Here is a 14,107-nt window from a genome sequence, read left to right as displayed (position 1 = left end):
GCTACTTAGCAATATTAACCGCTCTAGTTTCTCTAATAACGGTTACTTTAACCTGACCTGGATACGTCATGTCGGTCTGTACTTTTTGAGAAATACTAAACGATAAATCTGCCGCTTTTTGGTCATCTACTTTTTCACTTTCAACAATTACACGTAGTTCTCTACCTGCTTGTATTGCGTAAGCTTTTTTAACACCCGTAAAACCAAAGGCGATATCTTCCAAATCTTTTAAACGTTGTATATAACTATCTAAAACTTGACGACGTGCTCCTGGACGTGCACCAGAAATAGCATCACACACTTGAATAATGGGAGATATTAATGATTTCATTTCTACCTCATCATGGTGAGCACCAATAGCATTACAAACCTCATCTTTCTCGCCATATTTTTCTGCCCATTGCATACCAAGTATAGCATGTGGCGTTTCCATATCTGCTTCGGCATCTGGCACTTTACCAATATCGTGTAACAATCCTGCACGTTTTGCTAACTTAGGATTTAAACCTAATTCTGCAGCCATTACACCACAAAGTTTAGCCACTTCTCGCGAGTGCTGTAAAAGATTTTGTCCATAAGAAGAACGATATTTCATTCTACCAACCATTTTTATGAGTTCTGGATGTAGATTGTGAATACCTAAATCGATAACCGTACGTTTACCCACTTCAATAATTTCTTGCTCAATTTGCTTTTGTGTTTTCTTAACAACCTCTTCAATTCTTGCTGGGTGAATTCTACCGTCGGTTACTAATTTATGAAGCGATAATCTTGCAATTTCTCTACGAACAGAATCGAAACATGATAAAATGATGGCTTCTGGCGTATCATCAACAATAATTTCTACACCTGTTGCTGCTTCAATAGCACGAATATTTCGCCCTTCACGTCCAATGATGCGCCCTTTAACATCGTCTGACTCTATATTAAATACGGATACACAGTTATCTACAGCCTCTTCAGTTCCAATACGCTGTATTGTATTTATAATAATTTTCTTAGCATCTTGTTCAGCAGTTAATTTAGCTTCTTCAAGTGAGCTTTGAATGTATGCCATAGCATCATTTTTAGCTTCCCCTTTTAAAGATTCTACTAATTGCTCCTTAGCTTCTTCAGCCGATAAACTAGAAATAACTTCTAATTGCTGCACCTGGCTTTTATGAAGTTTATCTAACTCTACTTGTTTCTTTTCTAAAACATCAAGTCTATGATTGTAATCTTTTTGTTTAGCTTCAACATTCTCGTTAAGCTTTTTGTTTTTTGAAAGTTCGCTAGATATTTGAGACTCTTTATCACGAATACGTTTTTCGGTTTCGGCCATTTTTTTATCACGAGATAAAATGACTTTTTCGTGTTCAGATTTAAGTTCTATAAACTTTTCTTTAGCTTGAAGGATTTTATCTTTTTTAATAGACTCTCCTTCTGTATTGGCTTCTTTTAATATGTTAGATGCGCTTCGCTTAGCATCTCTTATTAGCTTAGAGGCTTTGTTTTTTTCAAGCATTTTTGCTATAATAAACCCTAATATAAGCCCTAATAGTATGCCTCCTGCTGTTAATATTATCGAATTAATTTCCATTGTATTTGTTGGTTAGTATATATAAAAAAGCCTACACCGGTATAAAGTTTTGTATAAACTCCTTAAAAACAAGTTTAGGGCTAACAAGCTGATCAAGGATCTGCGACTAAGGCAGCATGCTTTTACAACTTAAACTCACCCTTTTTAAAGAATTAACGTTGAGTTTATCAAAAAAAATAACCAATGTAGGCAGTAACTTTTAGTTTATTTTAAAGAACGTTTAAGAGATTAAATGCGATTGTAGCAAATCATTTAAAGCCTTTAGCTTCTCCTCTACATGTTCACTTACATTTGCTTTATCAATAGATTTTTGTTCTACTTGAGAGGCAAACTGTAAAGCACACATGGCTAATACATCTTGCTTATCTCTTACAGAATAGCTTTGTTCAAATTGCTTAATCATAGCCTCAATATTTTTAGCGGCTTTGCGCAACCCTTCTTCTTGATTAGCTTCAATAGTTAAAGGGTATACTCGATTAGCTATTGAGAGCTTTATTTTAAGCTTTTCTGACATTTAATCTATGTTACACTAATCTGAAAGTTGAGCAATACAATGGTCAATATCTCTAATTAATGCGTTTATTTTAAGCTTTGTTTCTCTTTTATTATCGTCACTACCAAGTATTGAGTTTGCCATTTTAAGAGCTTCGTACTTTTCTTCCCAGGTTGCTATATGCAATTTTTGGTTTTGAAGTTCTTGCTTTGAAGCTTCTAATTCTTCATTCAATTTCAAATTAGCTTGCTTTAAAAGCTCTACTTTGTGTAATACTTTGCTAATTTTGTTTTCTAAAGAATCTACAATATCTTCAATATTACTCATTTACAAATTTCAATACTTACCTCACAAAGTTAACATACCTAAGGTTAAATTACAATTGTTTTTTCATAAAATTTCAAATTCTTCCTTATTGCTTGTAACAAGACCAATTGGCTTGATTTTTGTTTAAAGCTTTGCTTATTCACATCAAATTGATATTTTAGCCTAATACCAATCACAATTGAGAACAACCCTTAAATCTAATTTTTAAAATTTAATTGGTAACATATAAATTATGCGATTAATCCCCATTCTTTTTTTATTCATCTCATCCTTTTCTATTGCTCAAAATAACTATCCGCAAGATTATTTTAGAAGTCCGTTAGATATTACATTAATGCTCTCTGGTACATTTGCAGAGTTACGTTCAAATCATTTTCATTCTGGATTGGATATAAAAACGCAGCAACGTGTGGGCTTAAATGTATATGCATCGGCTAGTGGTTTTGTGAGCAGAATTAAAATATCGCATTTCGGTTACGGAAAAGCATTATACATTACACACCCAAATGGTTATACTACTGTTTACGCACATTTGAATAAATTTTCTCCAGATATTGAGGCTTATGTAAAAAAGCATCAATACGAAAAAGAATCTTTCGAAATTGAATTATTTCCTAATGCTGGAGATTTAAAAATTAAAAAAGGTGCTATTGTTGCTTTAAGCGGAAACACTGGTGGCTCTGGCGGACCACATTTACATTTTGAAATTCGTGATAAAGCTGAACGCCCCATAAATCCTATGCTGTTCGGTATTGATATAAAAGATTCTGTAAACCCAATAATATCATCTATTTATGCCTATCCAATAAATGAAAACTCTTTTATAAACAAATCAAATTCAAAAAGGGAACTACGATTAATCCCTTTAAAAAATGGCGATTATGCTGTTGAAAACATAGAAGCCTTCGGTAAAATTGGTTTCGGCATTGAAACCATCGATAGACAAAATTTAACAGCCAATAAAAATGGAGTTTATAATATTCAAACCTTTGTTAATGGTAATAAAAATTTCGAACTTGATTTTAGGCGTTTTTCCTTTAGTGAAACCAAACACCTAAATAGACTTATAGATTACGAGCATTATAAAACTAAAAAATCTCGTATTCAAAAACTATTCAACCAAAACAACCCTTTGAGCTTATATAAAGATGTTTTAAATGATGGTATTTTACATATAAAAGATAGCACGTATTCGGTTTACAAAATAAAAGTTGGTGATTTTGAAAACAATAATACTTGGGCAACTGTAACTATTAAAGGAAGTAAAATAGACTCCATTAAAAGTGAACCAAAAAAAACGACACCTTATTTTATTAATACCAATGAAACGACCAATTTAAAAAAAGGAAAAGTTTCGGTTGATTTTTACAAAGACACCTTTTATGATAATTTTTACATAGATTTTGATGTAAAAAACGACACTTTATTATTGCACAAAGACATTATTCCAACTAAAAAAAGCTTCACGATTAGTTATGATGTTAGCGCCTATTCAGATAAAGATAAAAGCAAATTATATATAGCTAGATTATTAGGTTACAAAAAATTCCCTGCGTATTCTTCAACAAAAAGAAAAGGCAATCTATTAACAACTTATACAAGAACATTAGGTGAATTCGCTCTAGCAACAGACACTATCAAACCAACCATTACACCCATTAATTTTAAAAAAGGACAGTGGTTAAGTAATTTTAGATATTTAAAAATTAAAATTGATGATAAAGGTTCTGGAATTTCAAATTATAGAGCTACTGTAAATGGAATATGGATTTTAATGGAGTATGATTATAAAACAAAAACGCTAATTCACGATTTTAATGACGGATTAATTACAGAAACAAAAAATAATTTAAAGCTAATTGTTACCGATAATGTTGGAAATAATTCTACTTTTGAAACAGTCTTTTATAGAAAATAAATTTTCTCGCTTTTGAATTCAAAATTTTCACTTACAGGCATTCTATTCTTATTACTTATTTCTTTAGGGTATTCGCAAACGGCAACTATAAAAGGTGTTATTTTAAATGATGAAAATACACCTATTTCTAAAGTAAACATTAAGGCTGGTTCAGTTGGCACAGAAACAAATGAAAACGGATTTTATTCTTTAAAAATTCCTGCAAATCAAGATATTCCCTTAGAGTTCTCTCATCTTGTATATAAAAAAATCACCATCACTTTCAATCTTAAAAACGGGGAAACTCATGAGTTTAACCCGGTAATGAATACGACTATTGAGCAAATTGCTACTGTTGTAGTTTCTGGAAAACGCAGAAAAGACGTTGAAGGCATAACGACCTTAAAACCAGAAACTATTAGAAAAATACCAGGAGCCAATGCTGGTGTAGAAAACTTACTATTAACACTCCCTGGAGTTAGTAATAACAATGAATTAAGTACACAATATTCTGTTCGTGGCGGTAATTACGATGAAAACTTAGTGTATGTTAACGGTATAGAAGTTTATCGCCCTTTTTTAATTCGCTCGGGGCAACAGGAAGGTTTAAGTTTTGTAAATACCGATTTGGTTCAGAATATCGATTTTTCTTCTGGTGGTTTTCAAGCTAAATATGGCGATAAGCTTTCTTCGGTTTTAGATATTACTTATAAAAATCCATATCAATTCGAAATTAATGCCGATTTAAGTTTATTAGGTGGTAGTATCTCTGTTGAAAATATCAGTAAAGATTCCAAATTCTCAAGTATTATTGGTTTACGCTATCGAGATAACGGCTTATTAGTAAACGCTAAAGAAACTGAAACTAATTACGATGCAGCTTTTGCCGATGCACAAGCCTATTTAACTTATAAATTTACTGATAAATTTCAGTTAAGTTTTCTAGGAAATGCATCACTAAATAAATACAGTTACCAACCGCAAACGCGACAAACCAATTTTGGTACACTAGCAGATCCTTTAGCTTTATTGGTGTTTTACGAAGGCCAAGAAAAAGACCAGTATCAAACAGTTTTTGGCGCTTTTAAAGGCACATATTTTGCGAACGATGATTTAACACTTCATGCCATTGCATCAACTTATCACACCACCGAAGAAGAGTATTTCGATATTTTAGCGCAATACCGATTGGGTGAAGTAAATACAAATATTGGGGATGAAAATTTGGGTGAAGTAGAATTTAGTGAAGGCATTGGCGGGCAATTAAATCATGGACGAAACGATTTAGACGCTTTAATTACAACGATTGAACATAAAGGTGATTTAAAAATTGATGACAATCGAATTGAATGGTCTGTAAAATATACTAATGAAGATATTCGTGATCGTTTGGTAGAATGGGAAGTTATCGATTCTGCTGGATTTTCAATTCGTCCACCACATGTTGATGCCTTTAACGAGCAACCTTACACACCATTTGAAGATCCTATTGAACCATTTCAAAATGTTCGTACTACAAATAACACCAAAATAAGTAGATTGCAAGCTTATGCGCAATGGAGCAAACGTTCCGTTTTAGGTACAAGCGATGTTTGGTATAATGCTGGAATTCGCGTTCATAATTGGTCGGTTAGTGATAATAATACTGTCATTTCGAGCACAGTCGAGAAGTCAAATCAAACGGTATTTAGTCCGCGTGTGCAATTCGCTATAAAACCGTATTGGGAAAAAGATATGCTCTTTAGAATTGCTGGAGGTTTATATTATCAACCTCCATTTTACAGAGAATTACGGAATGCTAATGGTGTTGTTCAACCCAACGTTAAAGCGCAAAAATCGTTTCATTTAGTTTTAGGTAATGATTACAGTTTTAAAATGTGGAATAGACCTTTTAAGTTAACTACAGAAGCCTATTATAAAAATTTGAGTGATGTAAACCCATATACTTTAGAGAATGTTCGTATACGTTATCGCGCCAATAATTCCGCGAAAGCGTATGCTTATGGGTTGGATATGCGATTGAATGGCGAGTTTGTTCCTGGAACCGAATCGTGGTTTAGCTTTGGGTATTTAAAAACAGAAGAAAACATAAATAATAGAGGTTATATAGCACGACCTACAGACCAACGTTTAAAGTTTGCAGCCTTATTTCAAGATTATGTACCCAACATTCCGAGTATGAAAATGTATTTGAATTTGGTATTTAATACAGGTTTACCTGGTGGCTCACCAAGTTATGCCAATCCCTACGAGTACCAAAACAGATTACCATCTTACAAACGTGCAGATGTTGGTTTTCAATTTGTTATCGTTGACGACAAAAAGCAATTTAACAGCGGTTGGAAAAAACCTTTTAAAGAACTATCTTTTGGAGTCGAGATTTTTAATATTTTTGATGTGCAAAACTCCATTACAAATACTTGGGTGAGAGATGTATATAGCAAACGCCAATATGCTATTCCTAATTATTTAACGCCACGCGTTTTTAATGTGCGAACTACGATGAAATTTTAAGCCATTAGCGGGCTTTAATTTTTATAATTTAAAATCTTAAAGCAAAATGACTGCAGAAACTAATATTATAAAAAAAGCAGAATTTAATCCAAAAATTAAATCGTACATCCTTTTTGTCGTTTCTTTTTTCTTATTAATTTCTATTGCTGGAATCCCTATTTTAATTGTTTGGTTTCTGGGTCTTGGTCAATATATGAGCAGACGTTTTTATGAGAATTTAGAATGCCAATTAACAAACCGACACTTAGAATTTAAAAAAGGTGTACTTGTTTAAGGTTGAAAAAACAATTCCTTTAGAAAATATTCAAGATTTAACGTTTATAGAAAATCCGTTATTAAAATATCTCGATCTACGTATTCTTAAAATTGAAACTTCAGGACAAAGCAATCCCAAAGGTAGCGACATGAAACTTATTGGTATTATTGATTCTTCAGGCTTTAAAGAGCAGGTGTTAAAGCAACGCGAAGCCATTCAATGTAACACAAAAAACAACTCTCAATCTATTTCTTCAAATGAAAAAACAAATGTTTTATTAGAGGAAATAAGAGATTTATTGAATGAAATAAAAATTCAAAATAAAAATTAAATAAATTATTTTAAAACCACGCTTAATCGTGTAACAATAGTATTAAGAGTACCTCCAACATTATTAACAGACGCATATACTTCTATAGCGTCTCCAGGACCTAAACTCACAATACCAATTAAGGTAAAATTACCAATATCATTATTAGAAAATCGTCTTTCTGAAGATATCCCAGGCAAGATAACAGGTGCACCTACGCTTGGTATTTTTCTTAGAGAAAACTCATAGATTCTTGCATTTGGAGCATTTGCGTCATTATCTACAGTCCCTGTACAAATTACTTCAAACTCACGAGTTTCTTTACCATCATATACCAATCTATTATCAATTGGTGATGTTGTCCTAAACAAATCACTTGCAGTAGTTGTTCCTGCAATTTTAACAGGAGTATTTGCAGTTACAAAATTTGTAACCGTGGTATTTCCGGTCATATAATAATACCCTGTAGTATTCCAATCGGCTTCTAACGGGAGTCCTGGGCAATTTACAAACCAATTGTTGTTAAAGCTAAACCCTGTGTAAGATCCAACCGTATAACCATCAATATAAATTCCTGCTCCAGAAAACGGCGTGTTTAATAAAGACCCTTGAGCCACAGTAGGGTTTGCACTAACATCAATACCAGTAGCCCCTGCTGGCACTTTACAAAAACCTGTTACCTTTTCAATTAAATCAAATGTACCCACATAAGTTTCGAAAGTACCAGCATTAGTATCAAACCAAGCCACATTGCTCAGTAATACATTACCTATACTGGTGTAGGTAACACCAGTTGTATTATTAACCAATTGAATAATACTCTTAAAAACTACACCAAAGGTTGAAATAGACCCAACGCTTCCAGAATTAGCCACAATACAATTTTGAAACACCAGTGTCTCTGTGCCGCTTCCTGTTAATGCAAATATACTTCCTCCAGGTGCTGTTAAGGTTAAGCTTCTTATGCTTCCACCATTACTGCCAGAAAACATAACACCCCCTACACGAACTAAAATATCCTCGTTTGCATCTAAGCCAGAGATATAAGCGTCATTTAAATCTATTGGTGCCGCTAGAGTTATGGTGCCGTTAATTTCGTAATAGGTATCTGTATCTAATAAATATGAACTACCTCCACCTGCGGCAAGCTCTGAGGCTAAATCTGTAACATTTTTTATAAGTTTATAATTATTTCGTTCCTTCTTTAGCTTGTTCCATGTACTACTTTCATAATAATAAAAAGCACCTTCATCTGTATCATAAACCAACAAACCATCAGCTGGAGTAGTTATTGCAGTACGTTGAACTGTTGTCATTCTTGGTGTCAATATACCTTGCGTAGTTGATGCAATATCTAAAACTGAAGAAGCATCTGGAGATGTTGTTCCAATGCCAACTTGAGAAAATGAAACTATGGATATAAGAAAAAATAATGATGTTAAAATAAAGAGAATTCTATTTTTCATAACTGTAGATTATTTAGCTTAGCGGGCTGTTTTTTTTACAAAATAACAAATAATACCCACAAAACAAAACTTAATCCTACAAAAAACACTTTTGGTCTATAAAAATTGTATTTTATCTTGTTTACACTTAAATAAACTCACTTAAAACGTCAACCACATAATCAATTTCTTGTTTAGTATTATAAATGCTAAAAGAAAACCGAATAGATGGTTTTTGCATAGCCTCATCATTTAAAATTTCTGATAACACATGAGACCCTTTGGTGCTTCCGCTTTGGCAAGCACTACCCTTAGAACAAGCAATTCCTTTTAAATCTAACTGAAATAACAACATACTTGCTTTTTCTAGAGATACAGGCAAACATACATTTACCAATGTATAAGTTCCCTTTTCCATATCACCAGAATAACCATTAAATTTTGCTAAAGGTATTTTTAATTTTAGCCGTTTAATAAAATATGTTTTTAAAGATTTTACATATTCCGATTCTTCATCTAATTTATCATAAGCTAATTTTAAAGCTTCTTCTATACCAACAATATTATGAACACTTTCGGTTCCGGCACGAAAACCACGCTCCTGCTCACCACCAAAAATTAAAGGTTTTAAACCTGAGTTTCTTCTAATAAAAGCAAAACCAACACCTTTTGGCCCATGGAATTTATGTGCTGCTGCAGCTAAAAAATCGACTTGAATCTCTTGTAAATCCAATTTATAATGTCCAACAGATTGTACAGTATCGCTATGAAATAAAGCGTTTTTAACTTTACATAAATCGGCAACTTTTTTAATATCTAAAATATTTCCTATTTCATTATTAACATGCATTAAACTAACTAAAGTTTTTTTTGAAGCGCTAAGCAATATTTCTAAATTGTTATAATCTACGGTGCCGTTAGTATCTATATTTACATAGCTAACAGTTAAATCGTACTCTTTTTCAAGTTGTTCAATGGTATGTAAAATGGCATGATGCTCAATCTTAGAGGTAATAATATGCTCCACTTTTAAGTCTCTTACAGCGCTTTGTAGTACCAAATTATCGGCTTCTGTTCCTCCAGAAGTAAACACGATTTCTCCTGCAGATACATTCAAATAACTCGCAATTGTTTTTCTTGATTTCTCAATTAATGATTTAGAAGACCTACCAAAACTATGTGAAGATGAAGCATTTCCGTAATTCCCCCTCATTACTTCAATCATTTTATCAATAACTTCGTCACGAATTTGGGTAGTTGCAGCATTATCAAAATATATGGGTTTCATGTGTTATATTTATTATTTCTCTATGGTCACACTTCGGCTTTGCTAAGTGCATGAATGTAACATCCATAATAATAATTTAACTGTGTGACTATATTATTTAGTCATGGATGTTTAATCTATTTTTCAACTTAAAACGGCATAAAATAATTCAATGCACTTTTAAGTGCCAAAAATACTTGAAATAAAATTATTATCAATATGATACGTTATAAATAACAATTCTATATTTTTGCTTTAAAACCCAAACACATGCGTAAATTATTTTTCACTTTATTAACTTTTAGTTTTGTTTGTCTTTCTTCTTGTAGTGATGGTGATATTATCGATGTGGAATTAGATTTTGAAGGTAATTATAGTGCATGCCAAGGTGTTAAAGGTTTAGTGCTGTACAAAACAAAAAGTGACCCATCTGAATCCCTTTCAGTTATTATTACTTCATTAACAATTGATGATCTTTTAGCAGTTGGTGATGATAACACATTTACCACCGCAAAAACAGGAACACTTAATTACAGAACTTATAGTAATACTAAAATTACGGGTACCGACTTATTTTGTAAAGATATTCCCTCTTCAGATATTAATATTATAAATGATTATGATAGCAGTTGTGAAGCTGTAATTAATACAACTTTAACTGAAGATGATAATGATGGCGTTCCTGCTGCATTAGAAGATGTTAATGGTGATGATAATTTAGAGAATGATGATACAGATGGTGATGGTTTACCAAACTATATTGATGAAGACGACGATGGTGATAATGTGCCTACTAAAGATGAAGATTTAAATAAGGATGGAGATTTTACTAATGATGATACTGATGGTGATGGAGTACCAAATTATTTAGATAAAGATGATGATGGTGATGGTATTGATACTAGAGATGAAGAAACAAATACACAAGACCAAAACCCAATAAACGATGTTACAAATAACGATATTGGAGCAGATTATTTAAATAAAGACGTTGCAAATACAGATACACCACCTGCAACTGTTTACAGAAAACATACGATAAGCCAAACATACATTGTTATTTTAAACTTAAAAGGAATTGATATAGAAATTTTATCTCAAGACGAACTTGATTTTGGTGAGTTATCTAATAGCAAAACAAAAGGAACAAGAACTGTAACTCCAGCTTTTAATTAGTAGCTACATTTTGATAAATATAAACTTCGGTAGCTCCTAAACCATATTTTTGGTAATTGGCATCGTAGAATTTTACATTGTTGTAACGCCCAAAAAGATAATCTAATTCTATTTTTAAAACACCTTCTCCAACACCATGGATAAATACCATTTTTTGAATGCGGTTTTTTATGGCGAATTCTAACTGTCTTCTAGCTGTATCTAATTGTAAGGTTAGCATATCATGATTACTCATCCCTTTTGGAGATCTTACTAATTGATTAATATGCAAATCTACCTCCATAGTAGGCTCGTAACGATCTTTCGCTTTTACTTTTTTTGTGACTTTCCTTTTTGGTTGTTCTTTTTCAGAAATAACGGCATTAATACTTGAATGCGAAAACAATTCATCTTTCATGCCTTTATCAGACTTACTTTTAACCAATTCATCTGCTTTAAAATCTAACAAAAAACCATCTTCAGTTTCAATTGAAATAGAATCGCCGCTTATTTTTTTTATAACACCAGATAAATCTTCATCTAAAACTAATACGGCATCTCCAGTTTTAAAAATCATATTATATCTTCTTTATTAGTATCAACAGAATCATCATTTATATTTTTACTGGGAATATTTCTAGAAATTCTATAAATTCCAATCATTAGCACCACAATACCTCCAATTAAAATATACTGATTTTGATCAGTTCCTGTTTTTGAATATATAGCTATAATAGCACCTAAAACTATCAATATATAATTAAAATATTTCATTAATAAATCACTTAAAATTAAACAACCAAATTACGCTAAAAAATAGATTTTGTATAAATAATTCTTGGTTAAATAGCAATATATCGTTTAAATACACTTTTAGACGATATATTGCTATTTAACTAAAAAAAACTATATTTGTTATTTAAACACTAAGTATATTTTTATGCCCCTAAGATTTACTATTATATTATTATTAACTGCAAATCTATCTTTTGCTCAAGATTTATATGTTGCAAATGACACTTATTTGTACTCAAGAGACGTAGTTGTATTTGTAAATGATGATATTAGACTTGAAACTCCTACATCTAACCTTTATTTTAGAGGTAATGCTCAACTTTTACAGAATGCAGATACTAAAAATTCTGATGCTGGTGAGTTATCTATTTATCAAAATCAAACCACTGGCATTTATGAATATAATTTTTGGTGTTCTCCAGTTGGCATAAGTGTAGATGGTACAACGCAAGCAAACGTGTCTTTTCAGGGTGATAATAGTTTGCATGATCCAGCAGATTATACAGATTTAACCAACGTTGCATCATCAGCATATTTATTTACATCTTCTTATAATGGTACAGCTACTCAACTTTCAAATTATTGGATATACACTCTAATAGATGGTGAAGGTTATTTTGGTTGGAATCAAGTTTTCGATAACAATCCAATTACTACTGGCTATGGGTTTACACTAAAAGGAAGCCCAAACTCTAATAATGTTTTAGATTTTAGAGGCAGACCAAATAACGGTACTATTACGGTTAGTTGTGCTTATGATGGTACCGACGATGAACCAAATTCTGGAATACCAAATAGAGCAGAAACCTTAACAGGAAACCCATACCCTTCAGCATTAGACTTAAAATTATTTTTAATTAACGCCACAAATCAAACAGTTTTAAGTGGAGAAATATTTTTTTGGGAACAAAAACCTAAAAATTCTCATACATTGGCTAGTTATGAAGGAGGATATAGTATTTACACACCTGGTGCACCTGGTAATTTAGCAGATAATGGAACTTATGCTACTGCTGCTTTTGAAAGCTATAATGGAGATGGTAGTACAAACACAACAACTACCGGCAACACTACCGATTATAGCGCTAACAACTCAAGGCGTTTTGCTGCAGTAGGTCAAGGTTTTGTTGTAAGTAGTAATGGTTCTGGAGGGAATTTCGAGTTTACAAACAGTATGCGCATTTATAGAATTGAAGATTCTACTACTGGAGGTGATGGCTCTATCTTTGCAAAATCTAATAAAGAAAAAAAGGATTCAAAAAAAGAAACTATTATTATGTCTCATAATAAAGTAGACTACAAATCTGTTTTAGAAAACCCAACAGTTATTCCAGAAATTAGGATACACACCAAAGTAAACAATACTTTTTATAAAGAAAATGTAATTGCTTTTCGAAATTCTACACCAAATAATATAACCTACAATCGATTTTATGACGGTATAAATATTCATTCGTTAAATTCTGATGCTTATTTAATTTCAGAAAATCAAGAACTGACTATTAAGTCTATTAATTATGATGAAACAACAAGAATTCCCTTTGGCTTAAAAGCTGAGAATGACAATACACCTTTTAGCATTAAAGTTAACCAATTAAAAGATGTACCAACAGATGTAGACATTTATGTTTATGATAACGTTAATAATACCTACACAGATGTTAAAAATGGAGCTTTTGAAATTATTTTAGAAAAAGGCACATACAACAATCGTTTTGAGATTACTTTTAATAGTCAATCATTAACTGTTGATACTACTATTTTTAATGATTTCAACATCTTTCAAAACAATACCATTTCAGAATTAAAAATTATAAACCCTAACGCTTTAAATATAAAATCGTTTAACTTATTTGATGTTTCTGGAAAGCAAGTATTGAATCAAAACATTTTAGAAACAAAAAACAGCTATACATTTTCTACAAAATCTTTGAGTGATGGTGTTTATATCGCTAGAATTAGCTCGTCTAACAATCAAAATTTCACTAAAAAAGTAATAATTTCTAATAAAAATTAAACATCAATTTAGTTTTTAAAAACTGTTATTTACTCACACTTTTGTCTAAATT

Annotated in this window: 13 protein-coding genes and 1 other RNA gene; 6 read left to right on the top strand and 8 right to left on the bottom strand. The window is 31.8% G+C overall.

Annotated elements, in window-relative coordinates; translation table 11 throughout:
- Position 1 precedes the first annotated feature (1 nt).
- The 4 genes from rny to RG22_RS15320 form a co-directional block, all read right to left on the bottom strand.
- Positions 2-1,579, bottom strand: a complete 1,578-nt coding sequence (gene rny / locus RG22_RS15330; protein WP_034044852.1) for a ribonuclease Y — start codon at positions 1,577-1,579, stop codon at positions 2-4.
- A gap of 55 nt (positions 1,580-1,634) precedes the next feature.
- Positions 1,635-1,743, bottom strand: a non-coding RNA gene (gene ssrS, locus RG22_RS17715) — 6S RNA.
- A gap of 56 nt (positions 1,744-1,799) precedes the next feature.
- Complete coding sequence (locus RG22_RS15325; protein ID WP_034044849.1) at positions 1,800-2,093, bottom strand: cell division protein ZapA; 294 nt, start codon at positions 2,091-2,093, stop codon at positions 1,800-1,802.
- A gap of 15 nt (positions 2,094-2,108) precedes the next feature.
- Entirely contained in the window at positions 2,109-2,399 is a 291-nt protein-coding gene (locus tag RG22_RS15320) for a hypothetical protein (RefSeq protein WP_034044846.1), read from the bottom strand.
- Between the two features lie 232 nt (positions 2,400-2,631).
- Here RG22_RS15320 and RG22_RS15315 point away from each other — a divergent pair, with 232 nt between their 5' ends.
- Genes RG22_RS15315 through RG22_RS15300 form a run of 4 tightly spaced genes read left to right on the top strand, consistent with a single transcriptional unit; the run spans position 2,632 to position 7,397 of the window.
- Entirely contained in the window at positions 2,632-4,317 is a 1,686-nt protein-coding gene (locus RG22_RS15315) for a M23 family metallopeptidase (protein WP_034044844.1), read from the top strand.
- A 12-nt stretch (positions 4,318-4,329) separates the two neighbouring features.
- Positions 4,330-6,810 (top strand): TonB-dependent receptor, encoded by a 2,481-nt coding sequence (locus tag RG22_RS15310; RefSeq protein WP_052143773.1) that lies wholly within the window; start codon positions 4,330-4,332, stop codon positions 6,808-6,810.
- Positions 6,811-6,856: 46 nt separating this feature from the next.
- Positions 6,857-7,084: a hypothetical protein gene (locus RG22_RS15305; RefSeq protein WP_034044842.1), complete on the top strand. Its 228-nt coding sequence runs from the start codon at positions 6,857-6,859 to the stop codon at positions 7,082-7,084.
- Positions 7,077-7,397 carry a PH domain-containing protein gene (locus tag RG22_RS15300; RefSeq protein WP_034044840.1) on the top strand — a complete coding sequence of 107 codons (321 nt, stop codon included), beginning with the start codon at positions 7,077-7,079 and terminating at the stop codon, positions 7,395-7,397. The genes RG22_RS15305 and RG22_RS15300 overlap by 8 nt, the downstream gene beginning before the upstream one ends.
- A gap of 5 nt (positions 7,398-7,402) precedes the next feature.
- On the opposite strand, the gene RG22_RS15295 is transcribed toward RG22_RS15300, so the two are convergent.
- Together RG22_RS15295 and RG22_RS15290 are read right to left on the bottom strand one after the other, a co-directional pair.
- A complete protein-coding gene (locus RG22_RS15295) occupies positions 7,403-8,842 on the bottom strand; it encodes a hypothetical protein (RefSeq protein ID WP_034044838.1) in 1,440 nt (479 codons plus the stop codon).
- A 127-nt stretch (positions 8,843-8,969) separates the two neighbouring features.
- On the bottom strand, positions 8,970-10,109 hold the full coding sequence (locus RG22_RS15290) for a cysteine desulfurase family protein (protein WP_034044836.1): 1,140 nt from the start codon (positions 10,107-10,109) through the stop codon (positions 8,970-8,972).
- Between the two features lie 249 nt (positions 10,110-10,358).
- Here RG22_RS15290 and RG22_RS15285 point away from each other — a divergent pair, with 249 nt between their 5' ends.
- Complete coding sequence (locus RG22_RS15285; protein ID WP_034044834.1) at positions 10,359-11,264, top strand: hypothetical protein; 906 nt, start codon at positions 10,359-10,361, stop codon at positions 11,262-11,264.
- Here the strand turns inward: RG22_RS15285 and RG22_RS15280 are convergent.
- Both RG22_RS15280 and RG22_RS15275 read right to left on the bottom strand, forming a co-directional pair.
- On the bottom strand, positions 11,257-11,820 hold the full coding sequence (locus tag RG22_RS15280) for a Smr/MutS family protein (protein WP_034044832.1): 564 nt from the start codon (positions 11,818-11,820) through the stop codon (positions 11,257-11,259). The two genes, RG22_RS15285 and RG22_RS15280, sit on opposite strands and share 8 nt — an antisense overlap.
- Positions 11,817-12,017 (bottom strand): hypothetical protein, encoded by a 201-nt coding sequence (locus tag RG22_RS15275; protein ID WP_034044830.1) that lies wholly within the window; start codon positions 12,015-12,017, stop codon positions 11,817-11,819. Before RG22_RS15275 ends, RG22_RS15280 begins: the two co-directional genes overlap by 4 nt.
- Before the next feature lie 166 nt (positions 12,018-12,183).
- Between RG22_RS15275 and RG22_RS15270 the strand changes: the two genes are divergently transcribed.
- A complete protein-coding gene (locus RG22_RS15270; RefSeq protein ID WP_034044828.1) occupies positions 12,184-14,055 on the top strand; it encodes a T9SS type A sorting domain-containing protein in 1,872 nt (623 codons plus the stop codon).
- Positions 14,056-14,107: the final 52 nt, after the last annotated feature.

The organism is Wocania ichthyoenteri Th78 (assembly GCF_000789235.1).
In the GTDB taxonomy this organism is placed as follows: domain Bacteria; phylum Bacteroidota; class Bacteroidia; order Flavobacteriales; family Flavobacteriaceae; genus Wocania_A; species Wocania_A ichthyoenteri.
This window is presented reverse-complemented; position numbering and strand designations above follow the sequence as displayed.

Coding starts and splice junctions, on each gene's coding strand:
- rny (WP_034044852.1), bottom strand. CDS start 1,579: ATGGAAATTAATTCGATAATATTAACAGCAGGAGGCATACTATTAGGG.
- RG22_RS15325 (WP_034044849.1), bottom strand. CDS start 2,093: ATGTCAGAAAAGCTTAAAATAAAGCTCTCAATAGCTAATCGAGTATAC.
- RG22_RS15320 (WP_034044846.1), bottom strand. CDS start 2,399: ATGAGTAATATTGAAGATATTGTAGATTCTTTAGAAAACAAAATTAGC.
- RG22_RS15315 (WP_034044844.1), top strand. CDS start 2,632: ATGCGATTAATCCCCATTCTTTTTTTATTCATCTCATCCTTTTCTATT.
- RG22_RS15305 (WP_034044842.1), top strand. CDS start 6,857: ATGACTGCAGAAACTAATATTATAAAAAAAGCAGAATTTAATCCAAAA.
- RG22_RS15295 (WP_034044838.1), bottom strand. CDS start 8,842: ATGAAAAATAGAATTCTCTTTATTTTAACATCATTATTTTTTCTTATA.
- RG22_RS15290 (WP_034044836.1), bottom strand. CDS start 10,109: ATGAAACCCATATATTTTGATAATGCTGCAACTACCCAAATTCGTGAC.
- RG22_RS15285 (WP_034044834.1), top strand. CDS start 10,359: ATGCGTAAATTATTTTTCACTTTATTAACTTTTAGTTTTGTTTGTCTT.
- RG22_RS15280 (WP_034044832.1), bottom strand. CDS start 11,820: ATGATTTTTAAAACTGGAGATGCCGTATTAGTTTTAGATGAAGATTTA.
- RG22_RS15275 (WP_034044830.1), bottom strand. CDS start 12,017: ATGAAATATTTTAATTATATATTGATAGTTTTAGGTGCTATTATAGCT.
- RG22_RS15270 (WP_034044828.1), top strand. CDS start 12,184: ATGCCCCTAAGATTTACTATTATATTATTATTAACTGCAAATCTATCT.